Source organism: Actinoplanes sp. ATCC 53533 (assembly GCF_003947245.1).
Window position 1 is genome coordinate 1 of sequence record NZ_QHHV01000036.1, and the last position, 18,185, is coordinate 18,185.

Here is an 18,185-nt window from a genome sequence, read left to right on the forward strand (position 1 = left end):
CGGCAAGACTCCGAAGCATCGGCAGTGCTGGGACTCACCCCGGCGCTTCCGTTGTTGCCATGCTGGATCCAGCACACGGACCACATGCCACATTGCCAACAGACACCCTCCTGACGCTTGAACTCGATCAAACATCCGGGAAGTCGATAGCCGCCAGGTATGTTTCGACGGGCCGGCGCGGGCGCTGGCCGACGTCGGTGTGTTCCTCGATCCCGCGTGGTACTGGCCGCAGGAGGCGATCGCGTCGCCGGACAAGTTGGTGGTGTGGGAGAGCAGGAGTTCGGTCCGCTGCCGGAGCCGGTCGACGAGATCATCGTGCGGTGCCGCATGTACGTGATGGCCGCGGTACCGGAGTTGGTCGTCGTCGACGCGTACGCCCGGACCGCTCGGGCCGCCCACGCGCGGGTCCAGCGTCTGGCGATCGGGTCGAAACTCCTCGACCAACACCGTCGCCGCAGGGTTGGCCGCGACCGGCCTGAACCGGGTGTTCGGCACGGTGGTCACTTGGAGCGACTTGCCCGCGGGCAAGGGCAAATACGAGGATGCCGACGCCGGGGTCACCGCCGCCGGGGCCGCCGGGATGAACGTGTACAAGGTACGGACCGCCCGGTTGCACGCCTAAGCAGGGTGCCCTGGCCATCGAGGTCAGCATACCTGCCGTCGGCCTACCCAACGCAACGGCGCGTCTGCCATGACGCGCTGGATAGCGCGAAGCTACGCGTGGCCCCAGCTGGCGGGTTGCTGCCGGCCTGGAGCGCCGAACGCGTTGACCCAGGCGCTCGGCGCGGTGCCGCACGAGCAATGGCCGGGACAGGGCGACACGTCACGCCTGCACACCGCAGGGTGGCGCACGTGGTCGTTGTTCCTCCGGTCCGACCACGCCGTTGTCTACAGAACCTTCGGGGCCGGCCGGACCAACCCATAGGATCGTTACAGGCCGAATACAGAGGGTAGACCCCGGCACCCCCCGTACCCCCTCGTCACCTATTGCGGACCGTCTCTGTCCCCGAGGCTACGAGACGTAGTCGTAGCCCCGGAAGCCTCTAGACGCTGCGCGGTAGCACGGGCTACCGCCAACGGTATCCGTCAGCCCGCACATCGTGCTCGGCCCGGTCGCTGGAGCCGAGACCGTCCCCTGCGGCCGTCGCAGACCCGGTCCGGCAGGCCGGGGGATGTGCCCGGTGCTTCGACACGCCCTTGATCACGCCGGTCCGACAGGCCGGCCTCGGAAAGGCGTGCCGCATGCGTTATCGATGCACCGTCGTGGGCGTAGCCAGCGCCGCCGCGCTCGGGCTAGGCGCGATCCCGGCCGCAGCGTCCCCGGCCGTGCCCGAGCCCGCCCCGCGGGTCGCGGACGCTACCGCGGTCGCTGCGACCCTGACGCTGACTCCTGCCAGGCCGGTCGAGCCAGCCGCGACGGCCGTGTCCGACCCGGCAAACCCGGACTTCCGGAGATTCCTGAGCCCGGTTGCGGTGCGGGATCGGTTCGGTGCACCACCGGCCCGGGTGGCCCGGGTGACCAGGTGGGCACGCGGCGCCGGCTTCGCGGTGGGCAGGATCGACGCGACGGGCAGCCGCCTGCCGATCACCGGTACCGCGGCCGCCGCGCGCCGGGAGTTCGGTGTCGATCTTGTCGAGGCGACCGTTTCCGGTGTTCGCGTGCGGTCTGCTTCCCCGGTGCGGGTACCGGCGGTGGTCGCTGCTGATGTTCTCGCGGTGACCGGGCTGAGCCAGCCGGTGGCCGAGCCGCTGAGCCTGCGTAGCTGCCTCGCCTCGCCCAACACCAGCAGCGTGCTGGCAGCCGCGGCACCGCTGGTGACGGCGGGCGGCTGTGCCTCGCTGCCGTCGGTGGTCGGCGCCGTCGGTGGGGTCTCGTGCGCGTTGGCGTGGGGTGAACAGCCTGGCCCTGCACCGCTGTCGCGGGCTCTGCCCGGGAGGGTGTCGCAGCCGTTGTGCGGCTATACCGGGCCGCAGCTGCGAACGCTGTACGGGCTGGCAGCCGCCGATACCGGGGCCGGTCAGACGGTGGTGATCGTCGGCGCCTTCAACGGGTCCAGCACCCTGGTCGACGCGAACCGTACCTTCGCGCTCACCGGGGTCGCACCGCTGCCGGCCGGCCGTTACCAGGTCCGCAGGTACCCGGCGGCCGGCACCGCGCGGGTGACGGGCTGCGACCGTGCGGGATGGGCGCTGCAGCAGGCCACGGCCGTGCAGGTGGTGCACACCCTGGCCCCGGCGGCACGGATCGTGTACGTGGCCGCACCGGACTGCACCCGCCTGGTCGACGCGCTGGCCGGGGTGGTCGCCGACCCCGGGCTGGTGGGCGCGGTGGTGTCGCTGGGGTGGGGTGTGCCGGCGGAGACCGTCGCGGACGACGACCGGGCGGCGACCGACGCGGTGCTTGCCCGGGCGGCCCTGCGGGGGATGAGCACGTTCAGCGCCTCGGGCATCTACGGCACCGCAGCCCCGGCGGGCACGTGGAGGTCGACCGTGGCGTATCCGGCGTCGTCGCCGTTCACGACTGCGGTGGGCGGCACGACCAGCGCGGTTGGCGCCGGCGAGGCGGTGTTGTGGCAGACCGGCTGGGGCAGCGTCGTCGGCGACCGGCACCAGGTCGGCCGCCGAGACCTCGCACCGGTGGAGCTGGGCGGTCTGGTGCCGTTCGGCCGGCGGGACTTCATTCCGGACGGCCGCCGGGTCGTGGTGCTCGCCGCCGTTGGTGGCGGGCCGAGCCTGGACGTCGCTCGGCCGGCCTGGCAGACCGGCGTCGTTGGCGGGTACCGGCAGGTGCCCGACGTGGCGGCGCTGGCCGACCCGCTCGCCGGCCTGCGGGTGGGCCTGACCGACGGCGGGTACCTGGTGCGCCCGACCGGCGGCACCGGTCTGGCGACACCGATCGTCGCCGCGCTGACCGCCCTGGCGCAGGCCCGTACCGCAACCCGCGCGGGCCTTTTGGCTCCGCTGCTGTACGCCCGCACCGCGGCGGGCCGGCCGCCGCTCGACGACGTGCGGCACATCACCGCAGCCGTATGGATACCGCAGCCTCGCGGCGGTCTGGTCGTCGCCGTGGATGCCGCCAGGCAACGAACTAGGCCGGGCTGGGATCCGGTCACCGGCCTGGGGACACCCGGCGCCGGATTCCTGTCCGCCCTCGACTGAGCTCGCCCGCCCGCAGTCGAGGTGGCACACCGTCTCGCTGCCTTATCCGGGCGTCTTCGGTCCCTGCCCCTCCCATCGTCCGGTCACCATTTTCTGCTCATGGAAGGACCTGTTTGTCATGAAAACACCTCATAGTGTCGTGCTGGCGGCTGCTCCGCTCGCCTTGGCGGGCGTGCTGCTCGCACCAGCCGGAGCTGCCGCCGGCCGCGCCGCGTGGATGGCTACCCCCGCTGCCAGGGCCTCCGCCGTCTGCATGATCGCCGAGCTGCCCAACCGGATACCGGCCGTCACCGACGCCCACGGGCTGCTCAACAGTCTCGTCAAATTCACGTCGTCGCGGCTCGATGCCACCGGGGCCGGCATCGGCAACCCCGCCGCCGCAACGGGTATCGGCCGGCCTACGACGACCGCCGAGATGACCATGCGGTTGGCCGGGCCAAGTTCCCCGGCGGCTGGTACCCCAGCGGCTCCTCCGAGGAGCAGGTCATGCCTGTAGATAGCAGGCTGATCGTCGGCGCGCGGCGGGCCGACGTCGCGGACCTGGCGGTCCTGGCCGCGACCGCGACGTGGGACGGCCCGCTCGCGCAAACGGTGGTGCCGGATCCACGGCTGCGGCCGGGGGTGCTGCACGCCTGGTACGCGATCCTGATCCGGCACGCGCTGGAGCACGGCCGGGTGGACATGAGCGTCGACCGGCGCAGCGCGGCGGTCTGGCTGGACCGCACCGTGCCCCTGCCCGCCCCGCCGGACTACCTGCGCCGTCTGACCATCGGGTGCGGGCCACACACCGCAGCAATTCTGCGCCACGAACAGCTCCTGGAACGCCACCGACCCCGGACCGGGCACCTGCACCTGGCGGTGCTCGCCGCCCGACCGGGCCCGGCCGGAGTGCTGCTGGCCCACCGGCACCAACGCCTGGACCGGGCGGGTATCGCCGCGCACGCGGTCGCGGGCAGCGTCGACGAACTGATCATGCTGACCGGCGCCGGCTACCGGGCCGGCGCCGTCATCCGGCTGCCCGACGGCCCGCCGCTGTGGCCGCTGTGGCGCCGCCCCACCACCGGCCGGGCGGCGACCCGGCGTCCCGTGCTGGCCACGGCCGGCTAACTCCCGCACCTCCCGCCCATTTTGCTGACGAGGAGATCCCTGGGCATGGGCATCACCGGATGGATCCATCCCGACCGCGACCTGCGCGACCAGCGCGCGCGCCTCGGCGCGATGGCGGCGGTGACCGGCCCGGCGCCGGCGGACACCTACACCACGAAACTGGGCCGCCGGGCGGGTTTCGCGGTCTGTGGTATGACCTGCGGGTACGTCGACTGGCGCAGCCCCGGCCGGTCTGCGGCGGACATGGTCGTGGTCGCCGACGTCCAGCTGAGCAACCGCACCGAACTGCTCGACCAGCTCGAGACGGCACACCCGCTGGCCAGCGACGCCGACCTGCTGCTGCGCGCATACCGGCAGTGGGGTGCCGGCCTGGCCGACCGGATCGACGGGGCGTTCGCGATCGCGATCTGGGACGACCTGCGCCGGCACCTGCTGCTGATCCGCGACCCGCTCGGCACGAAAACCCTGTTCTACTACCCGGCCCGCGACGGCGGCCTGCTGTTCGCCAGCCGGGTCCGGGCGCTGCTGACCCACCCGGACATCCCGCGGCAGATCACCGCCGACGGCCTGAACGAACTGCTCGGCCCGGTCCGCACGCCCGGGCACGGCGTGATCAACGGCGTGCACGAAGTCCTGCCCGGCCACATCACCCACATGACGCCCGACGGTGTGCGCACGCAGACGTACTGGCGGTGGCACGCCGACCGTCCCGATACCGCCACAGCGTCGACCGACCTGGTGCGCCGCACCGTGGCGGAGGCGACCGCGCCGCTGCGGCAGATGCCAGGCGGGGCGGTCCTGCTCTCCGGCGGGATCGCCTCCGCGGCTGCGGCCGCGATGACCGCACCGACACCGTCGATCGCCGACCGACCGGTCGGGATCACCCTGGCGGTGGGCAGGCAGTGGGGCCTACCACCCAGTGCTGGCGCGAACGTTCTCGCCGCGCAACAGGTCGCCGCGCATCTGCGCCTGCCACACGGCGTCTTCGCCGGCGGGCCCACGGCGCTCATCGCCGCTGCCGGGGCCAGCCGCCGGGTCCTGGACCTGCCCGGCGAATCCCATCTGGACGCGCCGTTGTTCGCGTTGCTGCGCCAGGCGGCACGGGTCTCGCCACGCGTCGTCACCGGTGCCGGGGCGAACGCCCTGTTCGGCGGCCTGCTGTTCCGCACCGATCTGGAGTCCTGCCCCACGTTTGCCTGGCGGCGCGAGGGCACCCCGGTCGATCTGCTGTCGGCCGACGCCCGCCTGAACCTGCTGCCCGCCGCATACCGCAAACAACGCTACGACGACGCCATCGCCGGCGTTCAGTACCTCGACGAGCACGACCCGGCCGGGCGGGCGCACCACCGCGCCGCCTGGCTGATGCTGACCCACTACCTGCCGACCCACCTCAACCGGCTCGACCAGCTCGCCGCCGCGGCCGGCGTCAGGGTGCACCACCCGTTCGCGAACGTGGCGCTGGCCCAGCACCTACTCAACGTTCCGTACGGGGAGCGGCATCTGTCGGGCGTCCGCAACGGGCTGTTGCGGCATGCCGTCGCCGACCTGCTGCCGGCGTCGGTCGTGTGGCGCCCCGGCCACGGCCAGCCCGCCACGCACCTGCTGCCCGAATGGTCACGTCACCACCGCGTTGGGCTGCGGGCTCTGCTCGGCGACCCGGCTCAGCCGCTGCACCCGCTGCTCGACCACGCCCGGATCGGCACGCTGCTCGCCGCCCAGCCCGCCGGCCAGTTGCCCGAGGGCTGGCACACCAGCGTCGCCTCGTTGCTCGAGGTCAACGCCTGGCTGGCCGAGCAGCGCATCACCGTGACCTGACCTGGCGAACCCCTGTACGGCAGGCCGTATCGGGCGGTCACCGAACTCGACTGTGAAGGGAACACCGCGTTATGCGACTCGACCCGTTCAGCATCCAGTACAGCACCCGGCCGACCGCCACCTGGCAGCGGATCCTCGCCGCCGGGCCACGCGTCGGCTACGACGACCAGCTGCAGGCGTGGCTGATCGCCGGCCACGACAACGTGCACAGGGTGCTGGCGGACACCGGCCGGTTCTCCAACACGGCAACGTTGTTCCCGGTGATGCCGGTCAGCGCGGCCGCGGGTGCGGTCCTGGCCGGGCTCACCGCCACGCCGGTCCTGGTGACCGCCGACCCACCGCAACACCAACGCATCCGGCGCATCGTGCGGGACTTCTTCCCGAACACCCCGTCCACAGCCGAGCGCCGCTGGGGAGCGCTGGTGAGAGCCCGCGTCGACGAACAGGTCGCCGAGCTCGCCGGGCGCACCGACGTCGACCTTATGGACGTCGCCGTGTGGCTGCCGCTGCAGGTCGTCGTCGACGTACTCGGCCTGCCCATCGGCACCCGCCCACTGCGCGCCTGGACCGACCAGTTCGCCGCCCTGGTCTGGGGCAACCCCAGCCCCGAACAGCAACTCGCCGCAGCCCACGGCGCGGTCGCGCTGTGGCAGTACTGCACGAACGTCGTGACCGGCCACGCCACCAGCGGCAACCCCGGCCGCGGGCTGATCGGGGACCTGCTGGCCTACCGGGACGGCGACGACGCCCGGCTCACCCTCGACGAGGTCGCCGCGATCATCCTGAACATCTTCGGCGCCGGCTGGGAGACCGTCTCCGCCGCGCTCGGCCAAGCCCTGTTCCACGCGTTACGCGAACCCGACCGGTGGGCGCGTCTGGCTCACGACGAGCACTACCTGGCCGCCCACGTGGAGGAAACCCTGCGGCACTCGCCGGCCATCGACGGCTGGCTGCGCCTGACCCGCGACGAGGTCGTCCTCGACGGCGTCACCATCCCGGCCGGTGCCCGCTGCCTGGTCCTGATCGGCACCGCCGGCCACGACCCTGCCGTCTTCCCCGAGCCGTATGTGTTCGACCCGGGCCGGGCGCGCCTGAGTCAGCATGTAGCCTTCGGCGCCGGCCCCCACTACTGCCTCGGCGCCGCGTTGGCCCGCCTCGAACTCACCACCACCCTGCGCGAGCTGGCCCGCCGCCTGCCGCAGCTCACCCTCCACGGCGGCCACCAGCGCGGGTTCAAACCGTCGGCCGGGTTGCGCCAGGACATCACCCTGCCGGCCAGCACCGGAGCGGCCGGCAGCTGCCCGGTCGCGCCCCCGGCCACACCGGGAGCCCAGCCGTGACCGCCGGCCCGGCCCTCACCGCCCTCGCACCGCGGTCCGTCCTGCGGCGGCACCGGACACATGTGACGGGCCGCCCGCCGGACCTACCCCGACGGCATGTCCCACGCGTGCCGACGCTCGGCCCCCGCCAGTCCGGGGCCCTGCACCGCCTTGAGCGGACGATGCCGTTCAGCCACGGCTATCCGGTCGCCACCGACATCGACTACCGCCGGTTCGGCCGGTTCCTCAACCACATGATCAACAACTGTGGTGACCCGTGGCACGACCCGATCTACCCCGGCCACGCCATGGACGCCGAACGCGACGTGCTCGCCTGGACCGCCGACCTGCTGCACGCCCCGCCCGGGTGGCACGGCCACATGACCAACGGCGGCAGCGAAGTGAACCTGGACGCGTTATGGCAGGCCCGCACCAAACTGCCCAACGCGATCGTCTACACCTCGACGGCCGCGCACTACTCGGTCCGCAAAGCCTGCGACCTGCTCGGCCTGCCGGTCGTGCCGGTCGCCACCGACCGCTACGGCGAGATGGACTACGCCAGCCTCCGCGCACTGGCCGGCCGGCACCGGGCCCGGCCGGCGATCGTGGTGGCCACCTGCGGCACCACCTTCACCGAGGCCTGCGACAAGGTTCCCCGCGTCCACGACGCTCTCGACGAGGCCGGCATCGGCCATCGCTGGATCCACGTGGACGGGGCCCTCGCCCTGATCCCGCGGGCGCTGACCGGCGACGGCGGCTGGTTCGACCTGACCGTGGCCAACAGCGCCTGCTTCTCCTTCCACAAGTTCCTCGGCGTGCCCATGCCCGCCGCGCTGGTGATCAGCCGCAGCAGCCCACACCGCCCTGGCCCGGCCATCTCGTACATCGGCGTCCCCGACACCACTATCAGCGGTTCCCGCCCCGGGCTCGCCGCGCTCATGGCCTGCTACGCCATCGACCGGTACGGCCACGACGGGCACCGCCACCGCACCGAACTCGCCCGCGACCTCGCCGACTACACCAGCCAACAACTGACCGGCATCGGCTGGCCGACCTGGCGCAACCCCGGCGCGTTCACCGTGCTGCTGCGCCCACCGCCCCGCCACGTGACCGCCCGCTGGGCGCTACCCGTCGACGGCGACTGGGCACGGCTGATCTGCATGCCCGGCAAAACCCGCCGCCACATCAACACCCTCATCACCGCCCTGAAGCAGACATGAACAAGCGCCCCGACCCCGTCGCCGCGCTGCCATTGTGCCGCGACGCGGCAATGGCGGTCCGGCATGCCGTCCGCTGCGCCCGCGCTCAGATGGGCGCCGACCGCGGGTTCCTCGGGTCGCGGAACCGGACCGAATACCCCGGGGTACCGCAGCGGCGACAACGGCTGGGCGACCTCGCCGTGAGCTTGTGGCCGCGCTCGCCGCCGTCCGACCGCGCCGGACGGGCCCTTGTGTCGTGCCGCGGTCCGGGCTGTCTGCTGACCACGCGGGGAAGGCCTCCACGACGTCAGCCTCTTCCCACACCGCATCGAACGAACGGATCCGGCATGAGCAAACTCCTGAACCTATCCGCGGCAACCGCGTTGATCCGGACAACGCTGGTCATCGCCGCGTCGGCGGCGCCGGCTCCGATGGCACCACGATGACGGGCTGGGTGCTCCTGGCCGCTGCGATCGTCGCCGAGGTGATCGCCACGACGATGTTGAGCTTCACCAACGGCCTGACCCGCGTCACTCTCACGGTCATCACGGCGCTGCTGTACGTCGTCTCCTACGCCGCCTTCGCCCGCGCACTCAAGACCGGCATCGAACTGAGCGTCGCCTACGCGATCTGGTCCGGCGTCGGCACCACCCTGCTCACCGTCATCGCAGCGTTCCTGCTCGGCGAAACCGTGGGCGTGATCAAGATCGCCGCCATCACGATGATCACCGGCGGTGTCCTGCTCCTGCATCTCACCACCCAGCCCACACCCACCGCATCACCGTCAGCCCAAGCCCACAGCACAAGCCCGGCGGCAACCGCCGGCACCACCAGCCAGCACCCCACAGGAGGTCCCCGCCATGACAATGTCTCGCCACCACCGTCCTGCACCTCTTCACCAGCGGCTCGGCACGACCCGGTTCCTTCTCCAGGCGCTGCGCGCGCCGCGGCAGATCGGCGCGATCGCCCCGAGCGGACGCCGCCTCGCCGCGCAGGCCGCCAGCCTGATCGCCTCCGACCGGCCCCAGACCATCGTCGAGCTCGGGCCCGGGACCGGTGTCATCACGGACGCTCTGCACGCCCAACAACCACCGGACAGCACGCTCTGCGCGGTCGAAATCAACGCCGCCATGGCCAGCCACCTGACCGGCAGCCGGCCGTGGTTGCAGGCCATCCACGGCGACGCCGCGGACCTTCCACGACTGCTTCAGCGCACTGCGATCGGCCCCGTCGACCTCATCATCAGCGCAATGCCCTGGTCGGTCATCCCGCCGGCAAAGCGGAACGACATCCTCGCCGCCATCACCGACGTCCTCAGCCCACACGGCACCCTCGCTACCGTGGTCACGGTGCCCGTCCGCCGGCTACCAGCCATCCGCGACCTGCGCCTGCGGCTGGACACCATGTTCGGTCAGATCCGGCAGACCTCGACGATCTGGTCGAACCTCCCTCCAGCGAACCTGTGGGTATGCACCAACCCACGCAACAGCGGACCCGATCGTGGACTCCGCGGTGGTACTGCCGACGCCGCGGCTCGATAGCAGCTGTCGCGGTGCACCGCGAACGGAGGACGAACACGAGCAGACCCTCAAGGTGGCTGCCCGCGCCATCATCAGGCACCAAGGACGTTGATTGATCGGCTCGACCTGGAAGATCACCCTCGGGCCCAGACAGGCTCGGGGCATGCGGTCACCCGGCAGAGCACCACGCCCGGTGGACGCAGCCTCGTGCGCTGCCGCCGGAGCACCGGCCGTCGGCAACGCCAACCCGTCGGACGTGGATCGAGCTTCTCGGCATCGGTCCCGTCACCAACCAGCCGCCACCGAGGAAGGCAGATCGTTCCGGGAAACCACTGCAAGGGCACGGATCGAGCGCGAGGACCCTGGCCGGGCCGCGGCACCGGCTTCCCACGGGGTGGGCAGATCCGTCGGTGACTCGCGGTCAGGTAGCCAGATCGGTCAGCGCGAACGGGAGGTCACGCACAGGCATGCCCGCCTCGACCCAGGCCCGGCCGGGCAGACCGTGCCGCAGCAGGGCCAGGCCATCCTCGTGCGGATGCAACAGCGACGGCGCCGCGACCGAGCGACGATAGGCGGCCGACACGCCTAGGCCGACGTAGACCAGCCCTCGCTCGGCCGGCCGTTACCTGAGGTCCGCAACCCCGTGGTCTGGCAGAACTGGACCCTCATCTCAAGCACACAGCGGTCGTGACCGGCGACGCCCACCGCCGCAGCCATTTCACGCCCTCAGGGAGAGCGTCGGGCTGAGGTGAACCGGCGACATCCTGTCCTTTCGAAGGCGGCGGAGACCGGCGCCGACCATTCGGGCCTCTGCGGCTGTCTCGTGGTTCGGTGACCGTGAACAGGGGTCTCCGTCGTTCTTGCTCCTCAAATGGTGATTCTCGCCGCCCCAATATGCGGCATATTGGCGTGACCTCATATGAGGGAAGCACCCACCGTCCGCAGCCCGAAGGTGACCGAGTCGACGGTGGATCAATCGCGGATGGTGCAGACCCGCGTGGGCGGTGCACCCCATCTAGGAAGCTGCTCCACTCGTTCTGCCCGGTCCGTTGAACGTCATGGGGCGGCACCTGCCGTCATTCCCCGTCACCTTCCTGCGCTGAGCCGGAACAGGCATCGTCGTCCGGGAATCAACCAGTTGTTCCACATGAACGCGACCCTGGTGCAGTTCCTGGTTTCGCGGGCCATCGCGTGCTCATGGGCGTCTTCAATCCTATTGAAGCTCTGACAGCGCGACGGTGTCCGCAAATACAGCCCACAGCCCAGGGATCCGATTGATTGCTGTGTTCTGCCGTCCGCTCACCGCCGTCCGCGATCGACGAAGTCTTCCAGACTAAAAAGGACTGATTTGAATGGTCAAGATCCTCGCCCGCGTTCTCGCCCTCGCCGCTGTGGCAGTGAGTGTTGCCGTCACGGCCACGCCCGCGCAGGCCGCCACCGTCCGCCAACTCAAGACCGTCCAGAACGGCACCTGCGTACGTCCCACCAGCAAGCCGGCCGACCTACGTGCCCAGAGCTGCAGCACCAAACCCACCAAAGCCAGGGACTGGGAGGTGATCGTCGTCTCCAGCAACTTCAACGGCCATCCCGTGTGGCAGTTGCGGAACCGCAACACCGGCAAGTGCCTGACCCGCTCCGGGTCCGGCCTCGGCATCCCCTCCTCCCAGTCGTGTGGGCTCGGCAACAACACCTACTGGGAAAAGTTCACCATCAAATCTGGCTCCACCACCAAGGCGATCGTGCTCAAGAGCTTCGGCGCATTTGCGATCGCGAAAAAGCACGCCTGCCTGCGCTACGAGGGCAGCTACCACGCCGCGAACATCGAGCTCGCCACCTGCGACACCAGCAAGACCCTGCAGCGCTGGCATCCCTGACCGGCGGGCCGCCGCCAGCCATCGGCCAGCCCTCGGATCCGTACCGCCCGCGCGAGCGCACAGTGCCCGAGCGCGTCCCGCCGTTAGCCGCCGGCATTGCCTTTCCGGGCCGTCCCCGCGTCCGTGGGTCGGCCCTGGCCGAATGCCCCTTTCTTTCGCGGCCTCTGCTCATTTGACCGCTACTTTCCCCCGCGGAGATTTCCCATGACAAGCAGCCTGCACGAAACCGCCGACGTCGTTTCCGTTCAGGGGCTGCTACGTCGGTACCGCATCGCCGTCAGCATCATGTTCGCCATCGCGGGCATGATCATCGGTACGTGGACCGCCCGGATCCCCGAGATCCAGCACCACCTTGGGCTGTCGGACGGCCGGCTCAGCATTGCCCTGCTCGCGCTGGCGTGCGGGGGACTGGTCGGCATGCGAACCGCGGGACGGCTCGTCGACCGGTACGGCACCGGCCGGGTGATGACCGTGACCTCGCTGGCCCTGGGCGGCGCGCTGGCGGTCACCGCGTACACGCCGAACCTCGCCACGCTCGGACTCGCCCTCCTCACCCTGGGGGCACTGCACGGCACCCTCAACGTCAGCATGAACGCGGCGGCCTCGACGTGCCAGACCGCATACGGGCGGCCGATCATGGCCTCGTTTCACGCGCTGTTCAGCATCGGTGGCGTCGCCGGCGCCGCCGCATCAGCCGGCTGCGCCCACGCCCACCTCAGCGTCGGGCAGACCTTCATCGCCGTGGGTGCCGCGCTCACCGTCGCGGCGTTCGTGGCCATACGCCGGCTGGCCTACGCACCGCACACCGAGGCCGTCGACGAGCAGCCCACCTCGGCAGCCCAGCCCGGCGACAGCCGCCCGCGTCGCAGGGTCGCACTGCTCGGCCTACTCGCGTTCTGCGCACTGATCAGCGAGGGCGCGGCAGCCGACTGGAGCAGCGTCCATCTCGACCGGCTCGGCGCCTCACCCGCCTACGCCGCGGCCGCGTACGCCGCGTTCGCCGGCTGCATGACCGTCGGGCGTCTCACCGGCGACCGCATCACCGCCGCCGTCAACCCCGTTGCCCTGCTGCGCGGCTCGGGCGTGATCGCCGGTGCCGGGCTGGCCGCCGGCATCCTCGTCGGCAGCCCTGTCGCCGCGATCATCGGATTCGCGTGCCTCGGCGCCGGGCTGTCCTGCGTCATCCCCACCCTCTACTCCACCGCCGGCAACCTCGACCCCAACCGGCCCGGCGCCGCACTTTCCCACGTAGCGGCGCTGGGTTACCTCGGCTACGTCACCGGCCCGGTCATCATCGGCGGGGCCGCCGCCCACCTCGGGCTGGGCCACGCGCTGCTCATCTTGCCCGTGCTGGCTGGGCTTCTCGTCGCCGCCGCACCCATCGTCAGACCGGCGCAAGGCGCCGCATTGCCGTCGCCTCGCGATCGGCGCCATCTCACCAAGGCCTCAGCGTGAGCAGCCGAACCACCTCTCAATCAAGGAGAACACGATGACCTTCGCTCCCGGCCGCATCCTCGTGCTGATACTCGCCGCGACGGCGGCCACCGCTGTCCTGACCGGCTGCACCGCCGACGACAGCGGCAGCCAACGGCCAGCCACACCGGCCGTCAGCGCCGTGCCTTCGGTGCAGCTCGCGGACGCTGCCCGCCACCTCCAGCAGACCAGCTTCGCCATGAAGCTGACCATCGGCCTGAGCCAGGGCACCGGCACCCTGACCGGCAAGGTGGACCCGGTCAAGAAGGCCGGCGCCTTCACCTCGACCACCAGCGGCCGAGGCGACGACCGCACCATCACCGAGTGGCGGATGATCGGCACCACGCTCTACGCCAAGAGCACCACCAACGGTGTGGCCACCAACGCGAAGCGGCCCTGGCGGCGACTGAAAAGCGAACCCACCGACGGCCTGGCGAAGTCATTCGACGCCGCCAGCATGGCCCAAGCACTGACCAAGGCCACCGCCGTGCAGCGCACCGACGGCACCCATTTCACCGGCACCCTCGACGGCGCCACCGCCAGCTCCGCCTTCGGCCTGCGCGCACCCACCACAAGCGCCCAGATCGGCGCCAGCACACCGGCCCCCACCTCCGTCGCGTTCACCGCCGACATCGACGACCGGCACCGCCTGATCGGCTACCGCGCCACCCTGACCTCCAGCACCGGAGACAGCCGGAACGCCTCGATCGTCTTCTCCGACTTCGGCACCACGGTCACGGTTCAGCCGCCCCCGCCGGGCCAGATCGTCGGCAGCACCATCGGCTGAGGCCGCACGCACCCGAAGGAGAACAAACGGCCTGCATCCCCGCACGATCCGACCGGCCCCGCAACGTGAAGCTCACCCGCGACAGAGACAAGCCCCGCCCGACCGAAGAAGGAACCCCGCATGATCATGTACAACACCCTCATCGGCGTCGCAGCCGGAGCGGCGTTGATCCTCGTCCCGCGCTACTGGGCGGCCCTGCGCGGTGAACACGTCCCCCTGCGCCTGGTGCGAGACCCCGTGGACCACGGCGGGTGGGCCGCCGCGTTCGGTGTCCTCGGCGTGCTGCTGACAGGCCTCGGTTTCGCCATGACCGTCACCCACCCGCTCGCCGAGGCCAAGCCCTACATCGACACCATCTTCGGCGAGCCGGCCCTGCTGCTCGGCGTCCTGCTGCTCGGCGCCGCCTGGCGCATCAGCCGCCATACCGACACCCCCGTCGACCGGGACCAGCTCGACGCAGCGCTCGCCCCCGCCGGCGTCATCGTGTTCATCCTCGGCCTGGTGCTCACCTGGTGCGCCTTGGCCATCCTGCGCTTCGACGTCATCAGCGCCGCACCCGCCGAAGAACCCATCAGCGGGCTGCTGCACCGCCATCCGGCGATCGAGAACACCTTCTTCGCCCTGGTGCTCTACGGGCCGGCGGCGCTGGGCTGCCTGCTGTTTCCCGTTGCCGTCCAGCCCGGCCGTCGCCGACTCTGGCTGATCGTCTACTGGGCCTGGACTGTCAGCGGCATCGGGTTCACCCTCTTCTCCGCCATGAACTTCTACACCCACACCGGTCTGATCATGAACCTCAGCGATCAGACCACCTACCGATGGTGAGACAGCCAGAAACGCACCCGAACACACCGACGTCCTACGGCTTCTCGATGGCCCCTACTGGCACGGAGGTTCGTCATGCAGCGGATCCTGCACATCATCGGCTCACCGCGCACCGGACAGTCAGCGTCGACGGACGTGGCGCAGGCGTACATCGCGGCAGTTGTCCAGCGTCACCCCGGCGTAGCCGTGGACGTGATCGACGTTTGGAGCGATGACCTGCCCGAATTCGACGAAGAGATCATGAACGCGAAGTACGCACACCTGAGCCGGGCAGCGTTGACCCCGCGTCAAGAACAAGCGTGGGCGGCCATCGCACCCCTTGCCCAGCGGATCCGGCAGGCCGACATCCTTGTCATGAGCGTGCCGATGTGGAACCTGGGCATCCCGTACCGCTTGAAGATGCTCATCGACGTTGTCTCGCAAAAGGGCTACCTGTTCGACTTCGACGGCTCGACGTTCACCGGGCTGGCAACCGGGCGGGCAGTGCTCGTCTGTGCGCGCGGCATCAACTACGCCACAGGATCTGCCACTCCGGAACGGGAATGGGACTTCCAGAAGTCCTACCTGATCAAATGGCTCGAAATGATCGGCATCGTTGATGTGCAGACGGTCGTGCTGGAGCAACTGCTGTTCGGCTCCGACGCCGATGCCACGGCCCGCCGGGAAGCGAAAGAGCTGATTGTCCAGCTCGCTGAGGCACCGTGACGGACAGATGGCTCTGCTCCGCGAGTTGCCATCCAGGGCCGCCTTCGAGGCCCCCAGGTGGAGGGGGTCCGCTAGTAGCCGCTCACCCCCGTGCCGCCGGCGGCCTGTCCGCCTCACGGCGAGCGCGCCGTCGAGCGGGCAGGGGTCTGCTCGGTCAACGCCGCTGAGCGGGGCAGGGGGGCGACGGTGGCGTTCTGCTCGGGTGAGGCCCGGATGGCTCGGCGCTGGCGGGTCTTCTTCGCAGGCACTGGGACGCGGCAGCGCTCTTTGTACTCCAAGACCTTTTCCAGGAGCAGCCTTTTGTCCTGCGACTCCTGCGGCATGACGAGCTGCAAAACGCCCAGCACCAGGACGCAGATCAGGCTGAGAACGATGATTGTCACCACCGCCCACGTGGGCGCGTTCATCACGTTGGCCATGACGTTGGCCAGCCCGATCACGACGGACCCGCCGAGAAGGTTGGGCGCCTTCATGCGGCACCGCCGAGGGCCCACGGGTCCTGCGCGTCGGGCAGGTTGGCGTGACGACGACCCTGGTTCGCTCGGGGGTCTTGACCCTTAGCTCGCTTGCGCCAGCGGTAGATGCGTCCTTCGACTGCGCGAAGCGTGAGGCCGAGCTCCGCGGCGATTTGGGCGTGGGTCTTCTCCTGCGCGAGCAGGCCGATGATGACTTTGGTGTCGGGCTGCGCCTGGTCGACCAGCTTCTTGAGATCACGGCGGAGGATGGCCAGCCGGCTCGGGTCGCCCAGGCCGTCGGCGAGGCGACTGCCCAGGTCATCGAGTCGATCTCGTGTCGGCGAGCGACGCCGACGAGCTTGTCAGCACGGTTCTTGGACCACGTCTTGTATGCGCGGGGGAAGTTCAAGGCGCAGGTGCCGATGAACCAGGTCCGCAGGCTCGCGCCGCCGATCGGAGACCAGTGATGCCCGCGAACAGCGGACTTCTCGAACGCCCGCCACGCGCTGTCGATGACGTCGATGGCCAGTTCCATCCGCTCGTCCGACGAGTGGGACAGCACCCACATATCCTCGGGTCTGATGCTCACCGAGCGCTCGGGGGCGTAGCGGGCGATGACCTGCGACATCTTGTGGGTGCGGATGAATGCCTGGAGCACGGGCCACGCGTAGAGCCAGAGGTCGTCGAACAGCTGGTAGTAGGACTGACGGCTGTTCTTGTGCTCGTCACCGGCGGCCAGCTCGTAGCGGACCTGCTCGATGAGGTCGTAGTCATCGAGACGAGCTTGAGCGCGACGCCGGGCCGGGGTGGACTCCATCTCGGGGTCGGCGCTGATCTCAGCGAGCAGGTCAGCGATAGGGTCCAGGGCCAGAGAGGCAAAGATTGCCTTACTACCCTCCGGTTTTGGCAAGGGGTTATTGATGCGCTTCATGCTTCACGCTTATGCAGTTGCGCTCAATTACCCCACGGTCAGAGTTGTGTGACCTGCATCACTCCCACCTGGAGTGGAAGAAATGCCTGTTCAGGTAGGGTGCGCGAGGCTGACTCGGACGGGATGGTGCCCGTCCTAAGCGGTTCCCCGGGTGCAGAGCCGCCAGAGCCAGTCGGGAGCCCGGTCACCTGCAGGTCGGCCCACGCGTCGGCCGGTGGGCTATTCGGCTCAAGGTCGCGCCACAGGCGGGGCTCACTGCTGGCGGGTTGCTCGTCGAGCAGCACAAGCTGCGGGGGAGGGATCCGCGGCGGAGCGGCAGGCACCACGACCGTAGCCGTCCTGGGTCGGGCTGCTCGTCCCCGCCCAGTAGCGGTCAGCTGGAGCTCCTGGGCACGCAGTCGTCCGTGACCACGCCCCAGCCCGGTCCACACCTTGCTTGTACATTCGATCACCAGGTCAGACCCGGGCCACGCCGACGTCGGGATCAGGACGGTTCCACGCTGCCGGGCCCTTGCCTGAAGCGACCGGAGCAGCGCCGCGACCGCCGGAGTCGCTGGCCAAGTTCCGCCAGTCAGGTCCTGTCGGCCTCGGGGTGCTCCTTCACACCTTGCACGTCGTGAAGGGCGGCTCGAGGAAGCGCCGTGCGGGGGATCGAAGGACATGACGTTGGCACCACCGGGCCCGCGCCGACGATATCGAAGTCCGTCAGCCGCGCCTGCGCTTCACTGGCGTTGCCATTCCATCGCATGAGGCGACAACGCTTCCGCCTGCCTCACGTTGCTCATCACCTGGGGAATGCCAGTGGAGCACGACCCCAGAGGGCGCGCTCCACTTCATGAGTCGGCAGTTATCGTCAGGCGGAAACGAGGCGCCGCACGACGTAGCTGTTGCTGTAGACCTTCTGCTTCTGGACGGTCTTGCCGGCGCGGGGAGAGGCCCACATGTAGCCGCCACCGGCATAGATGCCGACGTGGGTGCCGTAGGACCCGGAGCGGAAGACCAGTAGATCGCCCGCCTTC

General features: G+C 70.1%; 15 protein-coding genes and 2 pseudogenes. 14 read left to right on the forward strand and 3 right to left on the reverse strand.

The genetic code is table 11. From position 1 onward, the window contains the following. The first annotated feature begins 133 nt into the window (after positions 1–133). From DMB66_RS65845 to DMB66_RS13870, 8 genes and pseudogenes are all read left to right on the forward strand, one after another. A pseudogene (locus DMB66_RS65845) lies at positions 134–622 on the forward strand (HAD family phosphatase). Between the two features lie 620 nt (positions 623–1,242). After that, positions 1,243–3,159 (forward strand): protease pro-enzyme activation domain-containing protein, encoded by a 1,917-nt coding sequence (locus tag DMB66_RS13840; RefSeq protein ID WP_125804482.1) that lies wholly within the window; start codon positions 1,243–1,245, stop codon positions 3,157–3,159. A gap of 486 nt (positions 3,160–3,645) precedes the next feature. Further along, positions 3,646–4,266, forward strand: coding sequence for an N-acetyltransferase (locus tag DMB66_RS13845; RefSeq protein ID WP_125804483.1), 621 nt, complete (start codon positions 3,646–3,648; stop codon positions 4,264–4,266). Positions 4,267–4,311: 45 nt separating this feature from the next. After that, positions 4,312–6,081, forward strand: a complete 1,770-nt coding sequence (locus DMB66_RS13850; RefSeq protein ID WP_125804484.1) for an asparagine synthetase B — start codon at positions 4,312–4,314, stop codon at positions 6,079–6,081. 71 nt (positions 6,082–6,152) lie between these two features. Next, the gene (locus DMB66_RS13855; RefSeq protein ID WP_125804485.1) at positions 6,153–7,421 is read left to right on the forward strand and encodes a cytochrome P450; all 1,269 of its coding nucleotides are present in this window, start codon (positions 6,153–6,155) and stop codon (positions 7,419–7,421) included. 107 nt (positions 7,422–7,528) lie between these two features. Beyond that, on the forward strand, positions 7,529–8,620 hold the full coding sequence (locus DMB66_RS13860; protein ID WP_125804486.1) for a pyridoxal-dependent decarboxylase: 1,092 nt from the start codon (positions 7,529–7,531) through the stop codon (positions 8,618–8,620). Positions 8,621–9,098: 478 nt separating this feature from the next. After that, positions 9,099–9,266: pseudogene (locus tag DMB66_RS65850) on the forward strand (SMR family transporter); the annotation flags it as partial. A gap of 193 nt (positions 9,267–9,459) precedes the next feature. After that, on the forward strand, positions 9,460–10,140 hold the full coding sequence (locus DMB66_RS13870) for a class I SAM-dependent methyltransferase (protein ID WP_125804487.1): 681 nt from the start codon (positions 9,460–9,462) through the stop codon (positions 10,138–10,140). 400 nt (positions 10,141–10,540) lie between these two features. Here the strand turns inward: DMB66_RS13870 and DMB66_RS61135 are convergent, their stop codons facing one another. Beyond that, the gene (locus tag DMB66_RS61135) at positions 10,541–10,702 is read right to left on the reverse strand and encodes a hypothetical protein (RefSeq protein WP_158647227.1); all 162 of its coding nucleotides are present in this window, start codon (positions 10,700–10,702) and stop codon (positions 10,541–10,543) included. Positions 10,703–11,471: 769 nt separating this feature from the next. Here DMB66_RS61135 and DMB66_RS13875 point away from each other — a divergent pair. The 5 genes from DMB66_RS13875 (at position 11,472) to DMB66_RS13895 (ending at position 15,780) form a co-directional block, all read left to right on the forward strand. Further along, entirely contained in the window at positions 11,472–11,993 is a 522-nt protein-coding gene (locus DMB66_RS13875) for a hypothetical protein (RefSeq protein ID WP_125804488.1), read from the forward strand. Positions 11,994–12,197: 204 nt separating this feature from the next. Further along, complete coding sequence (locus tag DMB66_RS13880) at positions 12,198–13,448, forward strand: MFS transporter (protein ID WP_125804489.1); 1,251 nt, start codon at positions 12,198–12,200, stop codon at positions 13,446–13,448. Between the two features lie 34 nt (positions 13,449–13,482). Continuing rightward, positions 13,483–14,253 carry a hypothetical protein gene (locus tag DMB66_RS13885; protein ID WP_125804490.1) on the forward strand — a complete coding sequence of 257 codons (771 nt, stop codon included), beginning with the start codon at positions 13,483–13,485 and terminating at the stop codon, positions 14,251–14,253. 120 nt (positions 14,254–14,373) lie between these two features. Further along, positions 14,374–15,075 (forward strand): DUF981 family protein, encoded by a 702-nt coding sequence (locus DMB66_RS13890; RefSeq protein WP_125804491.1) that lies wholly within the window; start codon positions 14,374–14,376, stop codon positions 15,073–15,075. A 75-nt stretch (positions 15,076–15,150) separates the two neighbouring features. After that, complete coding sequence (locus DMB66_RS13895) at positions 15,151–15,780, forward strand: FMN-dependent NADH-azoreductase (protein WP_125804492.1); 630 nt, start codon at positions 15,151–15,153, stop codon at positions 15,778–15,780. Positions 15,781–15,893: 113 nt separating this feature from the next. Here the strand turns inward: DMB66_RS13895 and DMB66_RS13900 are convergent, their stop codons facing one another. Continuing rightward, positions 15,894–16,253 (reverse strand): hypothetical protein, encoded by a 360-nt coding sequence (locus tag DMB66_RS13900; RefSeq protein ID WP_125804493.1) that lies wholly within the window; start codon positions 16,251–16,253, stop codon positions 15,894–15,896. Positions 16,254–16,300: 47 nt separating this feature from the next. On the opposite strand from DMB66_RS13900, the gene DMB66_RS13905 reads away from it, so the two are divergent. Then, on the forward strand, positions 16,301–16,702 hold the full coding sequence (locus tag DMB66_RS13905; RefSeq protein ID WP_125804494.1) for a hypothetical protein: 402 nt from the start codon (positions 16,301–16,303) through the stop codon (positions 16,700–16,702). A gap of 1,317 nt (positions 16,703–18,019) precedes the next feature. Here DMB66_RS13905 and DMB66_RS13910 read toward each other — a convergent pair. Continuing rightward, the coding region (locus DMB66_RS13910) for an NlpC/P60 family protein (protein WP_199752315.1) at positions 18,020–18,185 on the reverse strand (166 nt) is incomplete at its 5' end.